13 protein-coding genes are annotated in these 17,899 nt (G+C 65.2%); 2 read left to right on the top strand and 11 right to left on the bottom strand.

The genetic code is table 11. From position 1 onward, the window contains the following. Positions 1 to 13: 13 nt before the first annotated feature. From PATSB16_RS19080 to PATSB16_RS19035, 10 genes are all read right to left on the bottom strand, one after another. A complete protein-coding gene (locus PATSB16_RS19080; RefSeq protein WP_047215584.1) occupies positions 14 to 1,069 on the bottom strand; it encodes a branched-chain amino acid ABC transporter permease in 1,056 nt (351 codons plus the stop codon). A gap of 122 nt (positions 1,070 to 1,191) precedes the next feature. Further along, positions 1,192 to 1,710, bottom strand: coding sequence for a homoprotocatechuate degradation operon regulator HpaR (gene hpaR, locus PATSB16_RS19075; RefSeq protein WP_072628569.1), 519 nt, complete (start codon positions 1,708 to 1,710; stop codon positions 1,192 to 1,194). 195 nt (positions 1,711 to 1,905) lie between these two features. Next, entirely contained in the window at positions 1,906 to 3,063 is a 1,158-nt protein-coding gene (locus tag PATSB16_RS19070; protein WP_047215583.1) for an ABC transporter substrate-binding protein, read from the bottom strand. A gap of 404 nt (positions 3,064 to 3,467) precedes the next feature. After that, positions 3,468 to 4,442 carry a branched-chain amino acid ABC transporter permease gene (locus PATSB16_RS19065; protein WP_047215582.1) on the bottom strand — a complete coding sequence of 325 codons (975 nt, stop codon included), beginning with the start codon at positions 4,440 to 4,442 and terminating at the stop codon, positions 3,468 to 3,470. Between the two features lie 9 nt (positions 4,443 to 4,451). Continuing rightward, positions 4,452 to 5,336: a branched-chain amino acid ABC transporter permease gene (locus PATSB16_RS19060; protein ID WP_047213934.1), complete on the bottom strand. Its 885-nt coding sequence runs from the start codon at positions 5,334 to 5,336 to the stop codon at positions 4,452 to 4,454. Between the two features lie 128 nt (positions 5,337 to 5,464). Next, positions 5,465 to 6,664 (bottom strand): ABC transporter substrate-binding protein, encoded by a 1,200-nt coding sequence (locus PATSB16_RS19055; protein WP_047216759.1) that lies wholly within the window; start codon positions 6,662 to 6,664, stop codon positions 5,465 to 5,467. A gap of 55 nt (positions 6,665 to 6,719) precedes the next feature. Next, complete coding sequence (locus tag PATSB16_RS19050) at positions 6,720 to 7,463, bottom strand: ABC transporter ATP-binding protein (RefSeq protein WP_047213933.1); 744 nt, start codon at positions 7,461 to 7,463, stop codon at positions 6,720 to 6,722. Further along, complete coding sequence (locus PATSB16_RS19045; RefSeq protein ID WP_047215581.1) at positions 7,460 to 8,239, bottom strand: ABC transporter ATP-binding protein; 780 nt, start codon at positions 8,237 to 8,239, stop codon at positions 7,460 to 7,462. The genes PATSB16_RS19050 and PATSB16_RS19045 overlap by 4 nt, the downstream gene beginning before the upstream one ends. Before the next feature lie 292 nt (positions 8,240 to 8,531). Beyond that, positions 8,532 to 10,160, bottom strand: a complete 1,629-nt coding sequence (locus PATSB16_RS19040; RefSeq protein WP_047215580.1) for a GMC family oxidoreductase — start codon at positions 10,158 to 10,160, stop codon at positions 8,532 to 8,534. A gap of 77 nt (positions 10,161 to 10,237) precedes the next feature. Beyond that, positions 10,238 to 11,746, bottom strand: a complete 1,509-nt coding sequence (locus tag PATSB16_RS19035; protein ID WP_047216758.1) for a CoA-acylating methylmalonate-semialdehyde dehydrogenase — start codon at positions 11,744 to 11,746, stop codon at positions 10,238 to 10,240. Between the two features lie 174 nt (positions 11,747 to 11,920). Between PATSB16_RS19035 and PATSB16_RS19030 the strand changes: the two genes are divergently transcribed. Further along, the gene (locus PATSB16_RS19030) at positions 11,921 to 12,796 is read left to right on the top strand and encodes a LysR family transcriptional regulator (protein ID WP_047216757.1); all 876 of its coding nucleotides are present in this window, start codon (positions 11,921 to 11,923) and stop codon (positions 12,794 to 12,796) included. 65 nt (positions 12,797 to 12,861) lie between these two features. Then, complete coding sequence (fumC, locus tag PATSB16_RS19025; RefSeq protein WP_072628568.1) at positions 12,862 to 14,250, top strand: class II fumarate hydratase; 1,389 nt, start codon at positions 12,862 to 12,864, stop codon at positions 14,248 to 14,250. A gap of 38 nt (positions 14,251 to 14,288) precedes the next feature. Here the strand turns inward: fumC and PATSB16_RS19020 are convergent, their stop codons facing one another. Further along, positions 14,289 to 17,873: an indolepyruvate ferredoxin oxidoreductase family protein gene (locus PATSB16_RS19020; RefSeq protein WP_156884814.1), complete on the bottom strand. Its 3,585-nt coding sequence runs from the start codon at positions 17,871 to 17,873 to the stop codon at positions 14,289 to 14,291. Positions 17,874 to 17,899 lie beyond the last annotated feature (26 nt).

Below are 17,899 nucleotides of genomic sequence, written 5' to 3'. Positions count from 1 at the left end.
GGTCTCCCTGGTCTTATTCCTCTTCCTCTTCCGCGTGCGGCCGGGTCAACGACAACCACAGCAGGACCGGAATGATCAGGGTAAAGACAATGACCTCCTTGTAAGAACTGGCCCAGAAAGACGAAAAGGACTCCAGCACGCCGATCAGCACGGCGCCGGCCGCGGCCATCGGGTAGCTCAGCAAACCGCCGATGATGGCGCCGACGAAGCCCTTGAGACCGATCAGGAAACCCGATTCGTAGTAGATCGTGGTGATCGGCGCAATCAGAATGCCGCACAGCACGCCCAGGGCCGCGGCCAGCGTAAAGGCCAGGCGCCCGGCTTGCACCGTGCCGATGCCGACCAGGCGCGCGCCCAGCCGATTGACGGCGGTCGCCCGCAGCGCCTTGCCCGAAATCGACCGGTCGAAATAGAAATACAGCGCGACGATCATTACTGCACTCACCGCCAGCACCCACAGGCTCTGGCCAGAAATCATCAGCGAACCAAAGTTGAAATTGGCATCCGAAAACGCTTGGGTGCGCGAGCCTTCGGCGCCGAACATCACCAGACCCAAGCCCGTCATGGCGAAGTGCATCGCCATCGCCACGATCAGCAGCAGCAGCGTGCTGGCCTCGGCCACCGGCTGGAACGCCAGGCGGTACAGCATCGGCCCCATCGGCACGACGATCAGCAGCGTCAATGCAATCTGCACCAGCATCGGCAGGTCGCGCCCGGCCAGCGCGCGCGTCACCGCAAACACCGCCAGCGGAAAGATCAAATACTTCGCCACCAGCACCGGCAGCAGCCGCCCGAGCCGCTTGCGCTGCTCCGGGTGGCGCAGCGTCGCGCCAACCTCGACGATCAGCGTGGCGATGCCCAGCGCCAGCAACATCCAGCTCGTCAGCGGGAATTTCTGGGTTTGCAGAGCCGCCAGCGTCAGTGCGCCATACGAAACGAATTCGCCCTGCGGAATGAAAATGACGCGCGTGACAGAAAAAACCAGCACCAGCGCCAGCGCCAGCAGCGCGTAAATGGCACCGGTGGTGATGCCATCTTGCGCAAGAATGGCTGCAATCGATAGATCCATGCTTGTCTCACACCTCTTTAGAACTGCACTCAACGCCACACCGCAACTGGCCAGCCCGCACCGCTTGGCGGCAAAGAATTACGGATTGTAAAAATAATTATGAATAGAGCAAATTCGGGCTATCACTGATCCGACGGCTTTGGCTGCACGGGGGTGCCGGCCGGGCGCGCGGCGCGCCTCTTGGGAGCGGGCGCTTCGGGCTCGGGCCGCGGCAGGCTGGCGGTGATGCCGTCGAGCATTTCGTACACCTGCGCGAGCGCCTGCTTGCCGATGCGCGCCTCGATCTCCCGGTATCGCGCGTCCACCAGCGGGCTGATTTGCTTGACCAGCTGGCGGCTGCTGGAGGTCAACGAGACCCGCACCTTGCGTTGATCCAATGCGTCGCGATGCCGTTGAATCAGACCGCCTTGTTCCATGCGCTCGAGCATGCCCGACAGGCTCGGGCTGAGAATGCAGCATTCGCGGGCGATCTGGCCAATCTCCATCTCGCCCTGCTCGCTCTCGTTGAGTTCGCGAATAATGCGCCATTGCTGCTCCGTGAGCGAGAACTGCTTGAGCACCGGTCGAAATAGTCCCATCACGGACTCGCGGGCCTGCAGCAGCAACATTCCCAGATTGCGATGCTCGAATTCGCCTGACATGGATTCCTCGGCAAGTGATAACAAATGATTGCGGCAAATAAAACCACCCGTCACTGTGTCTCACAAAATCGACTGTCAGACAATCCCGAGGCGTTCACCGCCATGCCAGCGGCACAAAAAAACGGGCGCGAGGCCCGTTCGTTCAGCACGCGAGGGCAGCCGCCAGCCGCCCGGCGCGGCGGCGGCCCACGGCACTCAGTTCACCAGCTTCCACTTGCCGTTGACGATTTCGACCATTACGCGGCCGCGCTGGTCCAGGCCGTTGTGGTCGGTCGTGCTCATATTGAAAACGCCCGCGGTGCCGTCCATGTTCTTGATATTTTCCAACGCATCACGCAACGCCGCGCGGAATGCCTCGGTGCCCGGCTTCGCTTTTTTCAGCGCCACCGGAATCGCCTCGCGCAGCATATGGCCGGCATCCCACGCATGGCCACCGAAGGTCGAGACGCTGCCCGCGCCATACATCTTCTCGTAGGCTTTTTTGTAGACTTCAGCCGACTTCTTCACCGGATTGCTGGCCGGCAACTGATCGGCCACCAGCAACGGGCTGGCCGGCAGGAAGGTGCCATTGCAATCGGCGCCGCACACCCGCAGGAAGTCGTTGTTGGCAACCCCGTGCGTTTGGTAGATCACACCTTTGTAGCCGCGCTCCTTGAGCGTGCGTTGCGGCAACGCGGCGGGCGTGCCCGAACCGGCGATCAGGATGGCGTCCGGGTGCGCGCTCATGAGCTTGAGCACCTGGCCGATTACCGACGTATCGTTGCGGCTGTATTGCTCGTTGGCGACGATCTTCAGCTTGTGCAATTCGGCCGCCTTGGTGAACTCACGATACCAGCCTTGGCCGTAAGCATCCGAGAAGCCGATGAAGCCGACTGTCTTCACGCCATGATCTTCCATGTGCTGGGCAATCGCGGTGGCCATCAGAATGTCGTTTTGGGGGGCCTTGAACACCCAGCGCCGCTTGGCGTCCACCGGTTCGACGATTGCCGCGCCGGCAGCCAGCGAAATCACCGGCGTGTGGGTTTCGGCCGCCACGTCGATCATGGCCAGCGCGTTCGGCGTCACCGTCGAGCCGATCACCGCATCCACGTGATCTTCCGACGTCAGCTTGCGCATATTCTTGACGGCCGTGGTGGTATCTGTCGCGTCGTCGAGCACGATGTACTGCACCGACTTGCCGTCGATTTCCCGCGGCAACAGCGCGATCGTATTCTTTTCGGGAATCCCCAGCGAGGCCGCCGGGCCGGTGGTGGACAACGTCACACCGATCTTGACCTGCGCCTGTGCCGCGCCGCCGTAAATACCCGCCAGCAACGCCACGGCCGACACTGCCCCCAACAGCTTCCTGTTCATAAAGTCTCCTCGCAAAAGCATGGATTAATCATTGTCATTAGCCGACCGACGAGTCGGCAAATTGGAGTCCATCTTAGTGCGAAGGCGCGCGGCGGGCAAGTCCATCATTTCCCCTAGCGCGTGGCGGTGCTGGCTATGCAATGGCGCGGGCGCAAAACCGAACGGACAAAATAAAAGCGCTGTTGGAGATCACTCCAACAGCGCTTCATATCTGCACATTACGTGCTTATTGTCTCCTCGTTCCCGGCCCCTCTAAATGCTGTGTCGCGAACTGGGGACAATCTTAGTCTGGTGCATAACGCACCACAAGTTAGCATTTACCCCTATTTTTGTTCGAATCTGGTGAAAAAACGGCCGCAGCCTCCAATCCTGACAATAATCCGGGCGATCCGCCTCGATGCCCGTCACGGCGCGCGCAATAGCCGGCTGCGCGCCACCAGTTCGCCGACGATACCGCGGCGGAAGGCGAGCACGCAGAGGATAAAGATCAGGCCGATGACGATGGTCACGGACTCGCCCAGGGACTGGAACCAGGCGATGCCGGTGAGGTTGGCCAGCCACATGCCGATGTCGCCGAGCTTGTTTTGCAGCAGCACGATGATCAGCGCCCCCAGCACCGGGCCGAACAGGGTGCCCAGGCCGCCGACGAGCGTCATCAGGATCACCATGCCCGAGAGCGTCCAGTGCACGTCCGAGAGCGTCTCGAAGCCCAGCACCAGCGTGTTGGTGGCCCCGGCCAGCGCCGCGAGCGTGGCCGAGAGCACGAACGCCAGCAGCTTGAAGCGGTCGGTGTCGTAGCCCAGCGAGATCGCGCGCGGCTCGTTTTCCTTGATCGCCTTGAGGATCTGCCCGAAGGGCGAGTGGACCACCCGCATGATGAACAGGAACGCCGCCGCGCAGATCAGCAGCACCACGTAGTACAGCACCAGGTCATTGCCCAGCGGCAGCAGGTCGAACAGCTTGCCGCGCGGCACCCCCTGCAGCCCGTCCTCGCCCCCGGTGAAGGGCGCCTGCAGGCAGAAGAAGTAGATCATCTGCGCCAGCGCCAGCGTGATCATGGCGAAGTAGATGCCCTGGCGCCGGATCGCCAGCAGCCCGAACACCAGCCCCAGCACCGCCCCGGCCAGCACCCCCGCGAGCAGCCCCAGCTCGGGCGTGAGGCCCAGGTTGCGCAGCGCATAGCCGGCGATGTAGCCGGCCGTGCCGAAGAACGCCGCATGGCCGAACGAGAGCAGCCCCGTGTAGCCCAGCAGCAGGTTGAAGGCGCACGCGAACAGCGCAAAGCACAGCACCTTCATCACGAACACCGGATAGGCCCCCAGCCAGGGCGCGGCCACCAGGCCCAGCAGCAGAATCGAGTACAGCACACGTCGTTGCATCTTCGCCCCTTATTTTTCCTTGCCAAACAACCCGGCCGGGCGCACCAGCAGCACCAGCACCATGATGACGAACACCACCGTGGCCGAACCCTGCGGATACAACACGTTGGTAAAGCCCTCGACCACCCCCAGCAGCAGCCCCGTGATGATCGAGCCGGCGATCGAGCCCATCCCGCCGATGACCACCACCGCGAACACCGTGATGATCATGTGCTGGCCCATGAGCGGCTGCACCTGGATCACCGGCGCGGCCAGCACCCCGGCCAGCGCCGCCAGCGCCACCCCGAACCCGTAGGTCAGCGTGACCATGCGCGGCACGTTCACCCCGAACGCCTCGACCAGCTTCGGGTTTTCCGTGCCCGCGCGCAGATACGCCCCGATCTTGGTCTTCTCGATCAGGAACCAGGTCAGCGCACAGACCCCGAGCGAGGCCACCACCACCCACGCCCGGTAGTTGGGCAGGTACATGAAGCCCAGGTTGGTGGCCCCCGAGAGCAGGTCCGGTGCATCGAACGACTGGCCCGAGACCCCGTAGATCGAGCGGAAGATCCCCTCGATGACCAGCGTGATGCCAAAGGTCAGCAGCAGCCCGTACAGGTGATCGAGCTTGTAGATCCAGCGCAGCAGGCTGCGCTCGAGCAGCACGCCGAACAGCCCCACCACCAGCGGCGCGAGCAGCAGCATCCACCAGTAATTGAGCCCCAGGTAGTTGACCCCCATCCAGGCGACCATCGCCCCCAGCATGAAGAGTGCCCCGTGGGCGAAGTTGATCACGTTGAGCAGCCCGAAGATGACCGCCAGGCCCAGGCTCAACATCGCATAAAAGGAACCGTTGACCAGCCCCAGCAACAATTGGCTGAGGAGCTCCGGTGCGGATATGCCGAACAGTGCCATCGAAGATCGCCGATTCTTGATTACTCGTTGATTCTCATGCCGCACCGAGTGCCGGCGCGGCTCGTCCCACCCCGGCGGCAGCCCCCGCGATTGGGGGGCCGCCGCCGTCTCTCACACACCCGCCCGGCTTACTTCTTGAGCAACGGGCACTTCGACTCGGCCACCGTGGTGAAGGCCTGCTCGCCCGGGATGGTGGCGACCACCTTGTAGTAGTCCCACGGCTTCTTCGACTCGTCCGGCGCCTTGACCTGCATCAGGTACATGTCGTGGATCATCAACCCGTCGCCGCGGATGTAGCCCTTGGCGAACATGTCGTCGATCTTCATCTTCTTGAGCTCGGCCATCACCTTGCCCGAGTCGGTCGTGCCCACCGCCTTGACCGCCTTCAGGTAGGTCATGGTCGCCGAGTAGTCACCCGCCTGCAGCATGCTCGGCATCTTGTGCATCTTCGCGTAGTAGCGCTCGGCGAATTTGCGCGAGGCGTCGCTCTGGTTCCAGTACCAGGCCGTGGTCAGGTACATGCCCTGCGTGGTCGGCAGCCCCAGGCTGTGAATGTCGTTGATGAACACCAGCAGCCCCGCCAGCTTCATCTTCTTGTTCACGCCGAATTCCTTGGCCGCCTTGATCGCGTTGTCGGTGTCCCCGCCCGCGTTGGCCAGGCCCAGCACCTGCGCGCCCGAGGCCTGCGCCTGCAGCAGGTACGACGAGAAGTCCGAGGCCGACAGCGGGTGCTTGACCTCGCCCAGCACCTTGCCCCCCTCGGCCTTGACCACCGCCGCGGTCGAGCTCTCCAGCGCATGCCCGAACGCGTAGTCCGCCGTCAGGAAGTACCACGTCTTGCCGCCGGCCTTGACGATCGCCGAGCCCGTGCCGCGCGCCAGCGCCACCGTGTCGTACGCATAGTGCACCCCGTACGGCTGGCACTGCGCGCCGGTCAGCGCATCGGTGCCCCCGCCCACGTCGATGAACACCGTCTTCTTCTCCTGCGAGACCTTGTTCACCGCCAGCCCGATCGCCGAGTTGGTGCCGCCCAGCAGCATCGTCACCCCGTCCCGGTCAACCCATTGGCGCGCCTTCGAGGCCGCCACGTCCGCCTTGTTCTGGTGATCGGCATACAGCACCTCGATGGGCTTGCCCAGCACCTTGCCGCCGAAGTCCGCCACCGCCATCTTCACCGCATCGAGCCCGCCCGGGCCGTCGATGTCCGCGTACAGCCCCGACATGTCGGTGATAAAACCGATCTTCACCTGGTTCCCGGCCGCCTGCGCCTGCAGCGCGCCCGCGCCCAGCCCCAGCATCACCGCTGCCGCCAATACCTTCTTGTGCATCTTCATTCCACAGTCTCCTTCTCGGATTTTGTTGTCACGCCAGGCGCTGCGGGCCTCATACCCCCAGCAACTCATGCAGCACCGGCATTTTCGTGCTCAGCTCGGCCGCGCCGAACCGCTCCACGATCCTGCCGTGTTCCATGACATAGAACCGGTCCGCCAACGGCGCGGCAAACCGGAAATTCTGCTCCACCATCACGATCGTGTACCCCTTGGCCTTGAGCGTGACGATCATGCGCGCGAGCGCCTGCACGATCACCGGCGCCAGACCCTCCGAGATCTCGTCGAGCAGCAGCAGCCGCGCCCCCGTGCGCAGGATCCGCGCCACCGCCAGCATCTGCTGCTCGCCGCCCGACAGCCGCGTGCCCTGGCTGTGGCGCCGCTCGTACAGGTTCGGAAACATCGCGTAGATCTCCTCGAGCGACATCGCCTGCGCGCGCGGGCCCACCAGCGGCGGCAGCAGCAGGTTCTCCTCGCACGAGAGCGCCGCAAAAATCCCGCGCTCCTCCGGGCAGTACCCGATGCCGCGGTGCGCGACCTGGTGCGTCGACAGCTGAATCGTCTCCGCCCCGTCGACCCGGATCGAGCCCTGGCGCCGCCCCGTCAGGCCCATGATCGCGCGCAGCGTCGTGGTGCGCCCCGCGCCGTTGCGCCCGAGCAGCGTGACCACCTCGCCGTGATTGACCGACAGGTCCACCCCGTGCAGGATGTGCGACTCCCCGTACCAGGCCTGCAGCCCCTCCAGTTCCAGCGCCGGCGCGCTCGCGCCGCCAGCCTTGCCCTCGCTTGCCGTGCTCACCCGTGCGCCCCCTCCAGCTCGGCCTCGGCCGTGCCCATGTATGCCTGCATCACCTGCGGGTTCTTCGACACCTCCGCATAGGCCCCCTCGGCCAGGATCTCTCCGCGCTGCAATACTGTGATGGTGTCCGAAATACCCGCGATCACGCTCATGTTGTGCTCGACCATCAGAATCGTGCGCCCGGCCGAGACCTTCTTGATCAGCGCCGTGACCCGGTCCACGTCCTCGTGACCCATGCCCTGGGTGGGCTCGTCGAGCAGCATCAGCTCCGGCTCCATCGCCAGCGTCGTGGCAATCTCCAGCGCACGCTTGCGCCCGTACGGCAGCTCCACGGCCAGCGTGTGCGCGTATTCGGCCAGCCCCACCTCGCCCAGCAGCGCCATCGCCTGCTCGTCGAGCACCGCCAGCGAGGCCCCGCCGCGCCAGAAATGAAACGCCGTGCCCAGGCGCCGCTGCAGCCCCACCCGCACGTTCTCCAGCACGCTCAGGTGCGAGAACACCGCCGAGATCTGAAACGAACGGATGATGCCGCGCCGCGCAATCTGCGCCGGACGCTCATGCGTGATGTCCTCGCCGTTGAACAGGATCTGCCCCGCGCTGGGCTCCAGAAATTTGGTGAGCAGGTTGAAGCACGTCGTCTTGCCCGCCCCATTGGGTCCGATCAACGCATGGATCGTGCCTCGCGTCACCCGCAGGTTCACCCCGTTGACAGCCGTAAAACCGCGGAAGCCCTTGCTCAGGCCTCGGGTCTCTAGAATGAAGTCGTTTGCTGTCATGTCTCCAGCCACGTGATAGGTTTATCGCGCTCGGCGGACAACGCGCATTTTCCGCCGGCTACTTTGTGGACACTCCCGCGACCGTTATCGGGACAGCACCCAGACGGTCACGAGCGCTGCAGCACGGTGCGACTCTTGCTCGAACCTTGCCAGCGAAGGGCTATTGTGTTCCAAATGTTGCATCGCAATCATCGGGATTTCCACTAGGAGAGGCAGGAAATTTGCAACCGCCCGCAGCCAATCAGAAATCCTAAGGTTCGACGCGCTGGGTCTCCTGTTTTGTGCAACGAATTTATTTGCGCGCGGCGATGCGATCGGCACGGATCATCTCGCTGGCCTTCTCGGCAATCATCAGCGTCGGCGAGTTCGTATTGCCCGAGGTAATGGTCGGCATCACCGAGGCGTCGACCACACGCAGGCCCGCCAGCCCGCGTACCCGCAAGCGGCTGTCGACTACCGCGCCGGCGTCGTCGGCACGCCCCATGCGACAGGTGCCGACCGGATGAAAAATCGTCGTGCCGATATTGCCCGCCGCGCGCGCCAATTCTTCGTCGCTCTGGTAAGCCGGCCCGGGCAAATACTCGCGCGGCGCATAGCGCGCGAAGGCGGGCGCGGCAAGAATGCGACGGGTCAGGCGCAGGGCATCGGCGGCCACCGCTCGGTCTTCCTTGGTGTGCAGGTAGTTCGGCGCGATCGTCGGCGGCTGCTGCGCGTGCGGCCCGCTCAAATGGATGCTGCCGCGCGACGTCGGCCGCAAATTGCACACCGATGCGGTGAACGCGTTGAAGGTATGCAGCGGATCGCCGAATTTGTCGAGCGACAGCGGCTGCACATGGTATTGGAGATTGGCGCGCGCCTGGAATTCATCGCTCTTGGCAAAGGCCCCCAACTGCGACGGCGCCATGCTCATCGGCCCGCCTTGCGTGAGCGCATATTGCAGGCCGATGCGCAACTTGCCCCACCAATGATTGGCCAGCGTGTTGAGCGTCTTCACGCCGTCGACCCGGTAGATCGTGCGCAATTGCAGATGATCCTGCAGATTCTCGCCCACCCCGGGCAGATCGTGCACGACCGCCACACCGTGCTGTTGCAGCAACGCGCCCTGCCCAACGCCGGAGACCTCCAGCAATTGCGGCGAATTGACCGCGCCGGACGCCAGCAGCACTTCGAGGCGCGCCTCGACGCCGCACTCCTGCCCGTCTTGCCGATAGTTCAGGCCGACGCAACGCTTGCCGGCGAACACCAGGCGGGTGACCTGCGCGCCGGTCAGGATGGTCAGGTTCGGACGCCCGCGCGCCGGCCGCAAAAACGCCTTCGAAGCATTCCAGCGCACGCCGCGCCGCTGATTCACCTCGAAGTAGCCGACGCCGAAATTGTCGCCCCGGTTGAAATCGTCGGTCGCGGGAATGCCGCTTTGCGCGGCCGCTTCGACAAAGGTATCGAGCACCCGCCACGACAGACGCTGCGCTTCGACACGCCACTCGCCGCCGCCGCCGTGAAATTCGCTGGCACCCTTGTGGTGATCCTCGACGCGCATGAAGTACGGCAGCACCGCGTCCCAGCGCCAGCTCGCATCATCGGCGATGGCCGCCCAACCGTCGTAATCCTCGCGCTGGCCACGCATATAAATCATGCCGTTGATCGACGAGCTGCCGCCCAGCACGCGTCCGCGCGGATACGCCAGCGCGCGCCCGTTCAGGCCGGCTTCGTTCTGCGTGCGATAGAGCCAGTCGGTACGCGGATTGCCGATGCAATACAGATAACCGACCGGAATGTGTATCCAGTGATAATCGTCCTTGCCGCCGGCCTCGATCAGCAGCACCGTCACGTCGGCGTCCTGCGTCAGTCGATTGGCCAGCAGGCAGCCGGCGGTGCCGGCACCGACGATGATGTAGTCGTAAGCGCCCTGATGCTTGGGCATGTCCCCTCCCGATCCACTGACGGCTTCAGAACCTCAGTTACCGCGCGCCGGCTCACCGCGGCGCGCGCCAGCGATGCTTACTTGGCTACCGGCATGGTGAATTCGGCACCCTTGGCGATGCTGTCGGGCCAGCGCTGCATCACGCTCTTGTAGCGGGTATAGAAACGCACGCCTTCCTCGCCGTAGGCATGGTGATCGCCGAACAGCGACTTTTTCCAGCCGCCGAACGAGTGCCAGGCCATCGGCACCGGGATCGGCACGTTGATGCCGACCATGCCGATCTGGATCTGCCGCGCGAAAGTGCGCGCCACGCCGCCGTCCGAGGTGTAGCAGGAAACCCCGTTGCCGAACTCGTGCGCATTGATCAGTTCGACCGCGGCGGCGAAATCGGGCACACGCACCACGCACAGCACCGGGCCGAAAATCTCCTCGCGATAAATCGTCATGTCGGTGCGCACGTCGTCGAACAGCGTGCCGCCGACGAAGAAACCTTGCTCGTGCCCGGCCACGCGCAGGCCCCGGCCATCGACCAGCAGCTTGGCGCCTTCTTCGACGCCCTTGGCGATATAGCCCTCGACCTTGGCCTTGTGGGCGCCGGTGACCAGCGGGCCCATTTCGGCGCGCGCATCGGTGCCGGGCGCCACGCACAATGCCTTGACGCGCGGCACCAGCCGCTCGACCAGCGCATCGGCCACGTGCCCGACCGCCACGGCCACCGAGATGGCCATGCAGCGCTCGCCGGCCGAGCCGTAGGCCGCGCCCATGAGGGCATCGACCGCCTGGTCGAGGTCGGCATCCGGCATCACCACCAGATGATTCTTGGCGCCGCCCAGCGCCTGCACGCGCTTGCCGCGCCGCGTGCCCTCGCTGTAAATGTACTGGGCAATCGGCGTAGAGCCGACAAACGACACGGCCTCGACATCGGGGTGCGCGAGCAGCGCGTCGACCGCCACCTTGTCACCCTGCACCACGTTGAATACGCCATCGGGCAGGCCGGCCTGGCGCAGCAGGTCCGCCATCAGCAGGCTGGCCGACGGATCACGTTCTGACGGCTTGAGCACAAAGGTATTGCCGCACGCCAGCGCAATCGGGAACATCCACATCGGCACCATGACCGGGAAGTTGAACGGCGTGATGCCGGCGCACACCCCGATCGGCTGGCGCAGGCTCCAGTTGTCGATGCCGCCGCCGATGTTGTCGCTGTGCTGGCCGTTGAGCAGGTGCGGCGCGCCGCAGGCGAACTCGACCACCTCGATGCCGCGCGTGACTTCGCCCTTGGCGTCGGAAAACACCTTGCCGTGCTCGCTGGTAATCAGCCGCGCCAGCTCGTCATGGTGCTGCTCGAGCAGCGCCTTGAAATTGAACAGAATGCGGGCTCGCTTGAGCGGAGCGGTCGCGGCCCAGGCCGGCCATGCGGCACGGGCCGCGGCTACGGCCGCATCGACCTCGGCCTCGCTGGCCAACGCCACGCGCGCGCTCACCGCGCCCTCGGCCGGGTTGAAGACGTCCGCCTCGCGGCCGCTCTGGCCGGCGCGCAGCTGGCCGCCAATGTAGTGATTGATCACAGGAATATCAGCGTTACTCATATCGACCTCGGTGCGTTCGCGCCCATTCCGGCGCGTATTCCACAGCGATCGGCCCATGCCGCCGTCGCTTTTTTTCATGGCTAAAGCCTAGTCCTACTGGCGCAGGCAAATCCAATGATTTATGCTCAAGAACAATATAAGTGTTTCTTATATCTCTTCTGGATTGGCGCTGCCATGGAATTCAATCAATTGCGCGCGTTCGTCACGGTGGCGCACGAGGGCAACCTCACCCGCGCCGCCGCCCGCCTGCATCTCACGCAGCCGGCTGTCAGCCTGCAAATCAAGGCCCTGCAGGAGGCGCTGCACCTGAGCTTGTTCACCCGCACCGCCCAGGGCATGAGCCTGACGCGCGACGGCCAGGCGCTGCTGCCGCTGGTCGAGCGCCTGTTGGGCGATCTGAGCGCCTTGCACCAGGCCGCCGCGGCGCTGCGCGAGACGGTGCGCGGCAAACTGCGCATCGGCACGATTCTCGACCCCGAGTTCACCCGCCTGGGGGCCTTTCTCAAACGGCTGGTGGAGTCTTACCCGCAGATCGAGACCGAGCTGCGCCATGGCATGTCGGGCACCGTGCTGCAACAAATCCAGCGCGGCGAGCTCGATGTCGGGTTTTATATCGGCAAGCCATCGGATCTGTTCCACACCGTGACCCTGACGCCCTTCAATTATCAGGTGGTCGGGCCGCCCGGCTGGAAAGAGCGGATCGTGCGGCGCGGCTGGAAGGAGCTGGCCGCGCTGCCGTGGATCTGGACTCCGCCCGAGTCGGCGCATCACCGGCTGCTCACGGCGCTGTTCGCGCCGCTCGGGGTGAGCCCGCTGACGGTCGCCGTGGTCGATCAGGAGCAGTCGATGCTCGATCTGGTCAAGTCGGGCGTGGGCTTGTCGCTGCTGCGCGATTCGATTGCGCTGCGCGAAGCCCACGCGCACGGCCTGGTTATCGCCGACGGCGTCAGCGTGCCGACCGAACTGAGCTTCATCACCCTGGCCAGCCGCCGCGGCGAACCGGCGGTCGCCGCCGCGCTCGCGCTGATCGAGGCAGTCTGGCACGCCTGAGCGAACGCCGCCGGCACACCGCGCGCGGGCTTGCTACACTGAAACCATTGCAACGGGAGCCTGCCATGTCCACCAGAATGGAGCGCGACACCTTCGGCGAAATCGCCGTACCCGACGAACATCTGTGGGGTGCGCAGACGCAGCGCTCGCTGGAGAATTTCAAGATATCCACCGAGAAAATGCCCCGCGAGCTGATGCACGCGCTGGCGCGCGTCAAGCGCGCCGCGGCGAGCGTCAACCGCGCGCTCGGCGTGCTCGACGAGCGCAAGGCCGAAGCCATCATGGCGGCCGCCGTCGAAGTGACCGAAGGCCGTCACGACGACGAATTCCCGCTCGCGATATGGCAGACCGGCTCCGGCACGCAGACCAATATGAACATGAACGAGGTGCTCGCCAATCGCGCCAGCGAACTGCTGGGCGGCGTGCGCGGCGAGGCCCGGCTGATTCATCCCAATGATGACGTCAACAAGGGGCAGTCATCCAACGATGTGTTCCCCACCGCGATGAGCGTAGCGGCCGCCGGCGCGCTGGTCAGCCGGCTGCAGCCGGCCATCGGCGCGCTGCGCGATACCCTGGCGGCCAAGGCCCGGCGCTTTGACGACATCGTCAAGATCGGCCGCACCCATCTGCAGGACGCCACGCCGCTCACCCTGGGCCAGGAAATCTCCGGCTGGGTCGCGCAGCTCGATCACGGCTTGCGGCACGTCGAAGCCGCCTTGCCGCATTTATGCGAACTGGCGCTGGGCGGCACCGCGGTGGGTACCGGCCTGAACGCGCACCCGGAATTCGCGGTGCGGGTGGCGGCCGAACTCGCACTCGACACCGGCCTGCCGTTCGTCACCGCCCCCAACAAATTCGAGGCGCTGGCGGCCAACGACGCACTGGTGCACGCGCACGGCGCGCTCAAGACACTCGCCGCGAGCCTGATGAAAATCGCCAACGACGTGCGCTGGCTGGCCAGCGGCCCGCGCTGCGGCATCGGCGAGCTGCATATCCCGGAAAATGAACCTGGCAGCTCGATCATGCCCGGCAAGGTCAATCCTACGCAGTGCGAAGCAATGACCATGCTGTGCTGCCAGGTGCTCGGTAACGACGTGGCGATCAACACCGGCGGCGCGATGGGCAATTTCGAGCTGAACGTGTTCAAGCCGCTGCTGATCCACAACTTCCTGCAAAGCGCGCGCCTGTTGGCCGACGGCGCGGCCAGCTTCGACGATCACTGCGCAATCGGCATCGAGCCCAACCGCGCGCGCATCGACGCCTTGCTGCAACAGTCGCTGATGCTGGTGACCGCGCTCAACCCGCACATCGGGTACGACAAGGCCGCGCAAATCGCCAAGAAGGCGCACAAGGAGGGCACTACGCTCAAAGAAGCGGCGCTCGCGCTCGGCTACCTCAGCGCCGAGCAGTTCGAGGCCTGGGTGCGCCCTGCACAAATGGTGGGCAAGCGCTGACGGCGCGGTTGCGCCCCGCCGCCAGCATGAGACGCCTGCTAGCGCGAGGCGACCACCGGAATACCCTTGAGGGCCAGGCCGCCCTGCGCCGCATGCGCGAGCGCGGCGGCCACCGCCGGGCTGCGCGCGGCATCAATGCCCAGTTGCTTGGCCAGCGCCGCTTCGACGCGTTTGGCGGCGGCCAGATTGGCCAGTTTGACGTGACCGTATCCGCGAATCCTGGCTGGCACCTCGGCCAGCGCCAGCGCGGCATCGAGGTTGTCTGAACTCAGCACGCCCAGCATGCGCTCGATCGTCACCGCATAGTCGGCCGCCAACTCGCGCTCCATGCGACGCTCGAGCGTGCGGCCGAACGGGTCGAGCGCGCTGCCGCGCAAACCGCGCAATTTGGCCATCGTGCCGAGCACCGGCCACAGCCACGGGCCGAATGTCACTTTGCGCGGTGCGCCGCCTTGCTTGCCGGGCTTGGCGATGAGCGGGGGCGCCATATGGAACTCAATGCGGAAATCACGCCCGGCCTGGCCTTCGAACTCGCCGGCCAGCGCCTGACGGAACGTGCCGTCGGTATAGAGCCGGGCGACTTCGTATTCGTCCTTGTAGGCCAACAGCTTCGCAAACTGCCGGGCCACCGCCCGCGCCAGCCGCTCGGTGCCGGCACCGGCCACGCGGGTCTCGGCCGCGCGCACCTTGTCGACCAGCGCGCTGTAGCGCTGCGCATAGGCGGCATTCTGATAGGCCGTGAGCAACTCGCGCCGATGCGCGACGATTGCCTCGAGCGAATCTTCGCCGGCTTCGCGCGGCGCCGCGATCAGGGCCTCCAGCGCCGCCGGGTCGCCGGCGGCCAGGCGGCCGAGATCGAACGCCAGTTGATTCATCGCCACCGCCACGCCATTGAGTTCGAGCGCGCGCATGAGCGCCGCGAGCGATACGGGCACCAGGCCCAGTTGCCACGCAAAGCCGAGCATCACGATGTTCGAGCCCATGGTGTCGCCCAGAAAGCGCTTGGCCAGCGCCTGCGCGTCGCACGTATCGAGCGGCTTGCTGCCCGAGGCGTGACGCATTTTCGCCAGCAACGCATCCGCGTGCAATTGCGCATCGGGATTGCGCACGAAATCCGCATTGGGAATCGCGTGCGTATTGACGACGATACGCGTGCGCTCGCGCCGCACGGTTTGCAGCGCGTCGGCGCTGGCGCCCACCACCATGTCGCATGCCAGCAGCACATCGGCCTGCTGCGTATCGATACGCACCTGATTGAGCCACTCCGGGCGGCTGGCAAAGCGCACGAACGACAGCACCGCGCCGCCCTTTTGCGCAAAGCCCATGAAGTCGAGCACCGAGGCGCGCTTGCCTTCGAGGTGCGCGGCCATGGTGATCAGCGCGCCGACCGTAACCACGCCGGTGCCGCCCACGCCGGTGACCATGATGTCGTAGGGCGCGTCGTCCAGCGCGATGGCCGGCAACGGCAGGGCGCCCACCTTGGCCTCGAGCACCTGCGGATCGAATGCGGCCCCGACGGCCTTTTTGAGCTGCGCGCCCTTGACCGAGACGAAGCTCGGGCAAAAGCCGTTCACGCACGAGAAATCCTTGTTGCACGACGATTGGTCAATGCGGCGCTTGCGGCCCAGCGCGGTCTCGACCGGCTCGACCGACAGGCAATTGGACTGCACGCCGCAGTCGCCGCAACCTTCGCACACCGCCTCGTTGATAAACAGGCGGCGGTCGGGATTGGGAAACTCGTTTTTCTTGCGGCGCCGGCGTTTTTCCGCCGCGCACGTCTGGTCGTAGATCAGCACGGTGACGCCGCTCATCTCGCGCAACGCGCGCTGTACGTCATCGAGTTCGCGGCGGTGATGGAACGTGGTGCCGCGCGGGAACTGATCCTCGTGGCCTTGATATTTCTCCGGCTCGTCGCTGACCACCACCAGTTTGGTGATGCCCTCCGCTTCGACCTGCCGCGCGATCTGCGGCACCGAAATGCTGCCGTCCACCGGCTGCCCGCCGGTCATCGCCACCGCGTCGTTGTAGAGAATCTTGTAGGTGATGTTCGCCTTGGACGCCACCGCCTGGCGAATCGCCAGGATACCGGAGTGGAAGTAAGTGCCGTCGCCCAGGTTCTGGAACACATGCGGGCGCTGGGTGAAGTGATAATGCGCAGCCCAATCGACGCCCTCGCCACCCATCTGGATCAGGCCGGTGGTATCGCGCTCCATCCATGACGCCATGAAGTGGCAGCCGATGCCGGCCTGCGCGATCGAGCCCTCCGGCACCTTGGTCGAGGTGTTGTGCGGACAGCCCGAGCAGAAATACGGCACGCGCCGCACGCCGTCGGCCTCGTTCGACAGAATCTCGTGCGCTACCAGATCGACGACCAGATGGCGCCGGTCCAGCGCGGGCTTATGCCGCGCCAGCCAGTCGGCGAACACCGGCAAAATGCGCGACGGACGCAACTCGCCCAGCGCCGAGAGCAGCGGGCGGCCATCGGTGTCGGCCTTGCCCAGCACCAGCGGGCGCGGACGGTCGATCCGATTGTAGAGATATTGCTTGATCTGCTGCTCGACCACCGGCCCCTTTTCCTCGATCACCAGCACTTCGCGCAGGCCGTTGACGAACGCGTCGATGCGCGAGAGTTCGAGCGGAAACGCCAGCCCGACCTTGTAGACGCGCACTCCGGCGGACTCCAGGTCGGCCACCGTCAAGCCCAGGCGCCGCAAGGCCTCCATCAAATCGAGGTGAGCCTTGCCGCAGGTGACGATACCGATATCGGCTTGCGGGCTCGGCGCGATCCATTTGTCGATGCTGTTCACGCGCGCGAAGTGGCGCACCGCGTCGAGTTTGGCAGCCAGACGCGCTTCGATGGTCAGGCTCGGCAGATCGGGCCAGCGGTTGTGCAGGCCGCCGGGCGGCGCATGGAAGTCCACCGGCTGCGCCCACTCGGTGCGCACCGCGTCGAGATCGACCGTGGCACGCGACTCGACGGTTTCCGAGATCGCCTTGAAACCCGCCCACGCGCCGGAAAAGCGCGACAGCGCATAACCATACAGGCCGAATTCGAGCATCTCGGCGATATCGGCCGGGTTGAGCACCGGCATGCTCCACGACATCATCGTAAAGTCGCTCTGGTGCGGCATCGACGATGAAACGCAGCCGTGATCGTCGCCCGCCACCACCAGCACGCCGCCATGCTCGGACGCGCCATAGGCGTTGCCGTGCTTGAGCGCGTCGCCGGCGCGGTCGACCCCCGGCCCCTTGCCGTACCACATGCCGAACACGCCATCGACCGTGCGCAGGGTATCGGCCTCGACGCGCTGCGTGCCCATCACGGCGGTGCCGGCCAACTCTTCGTTGATGGCCGGCAGGAATTTCACATTGGCCGCCTCGAGCAGCTTTTTGGCTTTCCAGAGCTGCTGGTCGACCCCGCCCAACGGCGAGCCGCGATAGCCGCTGATGAAGCCGGCCGTGTTCAGGCCGCGTGCCTGATCGAGTGCGCGCTGCATCAGTGCAATGCGCACCAGCGCCTGCGTGCCGGTCAGAAACACCTGGCCGCGGGTTGCGACGAGATTGTCGGACAGCTGATAAGCGCCATGCTTGAGGGGTGTGGCGGCAAGCGCCGCGGGGCGCATGGGGGCATTCATGGGAGTCTCTCCTC

This window comes from Pandoraea thiooxydans, assembly GCF_001931675.1.
Lineage (GTDB): Bacteria > Pseudomonadota > Gammaproteobacteria > Burkholderiales > Burkholderiaceae > Pandoraea > Pandoraea thiooxydans.
This window is presented reverse-complemented; position numbering and strand designations above follow the sequence as displayed.

Excerpts from the sequence above, each read along its gene's own strand:
- PATSB16_RS19080 (WP_047215584.1), bottom strand. The coding sequence starts at position 1,069 with ATGGATCTATCGATTGCAGCCATTCTTGCGCAAGATGGCATCACCACC.
- hpaR (WP_072628569.1), bottom strand. The coding sequence starts at position 1,710 with ATGTCAGGCGAATTCGAGCATCGCAATCTGGGAATGTTGCTGCTGCAG.
- PATSB16_RS19070 (WP_047215583.1), bottom strand. The coding sequence starts at position 3,063 with ATGAACAGGAAGCTGTTGGGGGCAGTGTCGGCCGTGGCGTTGCTGGCG.
- PATSB16_RS19065 (WP_047215582.1), bottom strand. The coding sequence starts at position 4,442 with ATGCAACGACGTGTGCTGTACTCGATTCTGCTGCTGGGCCTGGTGGCC.
- PATSB16_RS19060 (WP_047213934.1), bottom strand. The coding sequence starts at position 5,336 with ATGGCACTGTTCGGCATATCCGCACCGGAGCTCCTCAGCCAATTGTTG.
- PATSB16_RS19055 (WP_047216759.1), bottom strand. The coding sequence starts at position 6,664 with ATGCACAAGAAGGTATTGGCGGCAGCGGTGATGCTGGGGCTGGGCGCG.
- PATSB16_RS19045 (WP_047215581.1), bottom strand. The coding sequence starts at position 8,239 with ATGACAGCAAACGACTTCATTCTAGAGACCCGAGGCCTGAGCAAGGGC.
- PATSB16_RS19040 (WP_047215580.1), bottom strand. The coding sequence starts at position 10,160 with ATGCCCAAGCATCAGGGCGCTTACGACTACATCATCGTCGGTGCCGGC.
- PATSB16_RS19035 (WP_047216758.1), bottom strand. The coding sequence starts at position 11,746 with ATGAGTAACGCTGATATTCCTGTGATCAATCACTACATTGGCGGCCAG.
- PATSB16_RS19030 (WP_047216757.1), top strand. The coding sequence starts at position 11,921 with ATGGAATTCAATCAATTGCGCGCGTTCGTCACGGTGGCGCACGAGGGC.
- fumC (WP_072628568.1), top strand. The coding sequence starts at position 12,862 with ATGTCCACCAGAATGGAGCGCGACACCTTCGGCGAAATCGCCGTACCC.
- PATSB16_RS19020 (WP_156884814.1), bottom strand. The coding sequence starts at position 17,873 with ATGCGCCCCGCGGCGCTTGCCGCCACACCCCTCAAGCATGGCGCTTAT.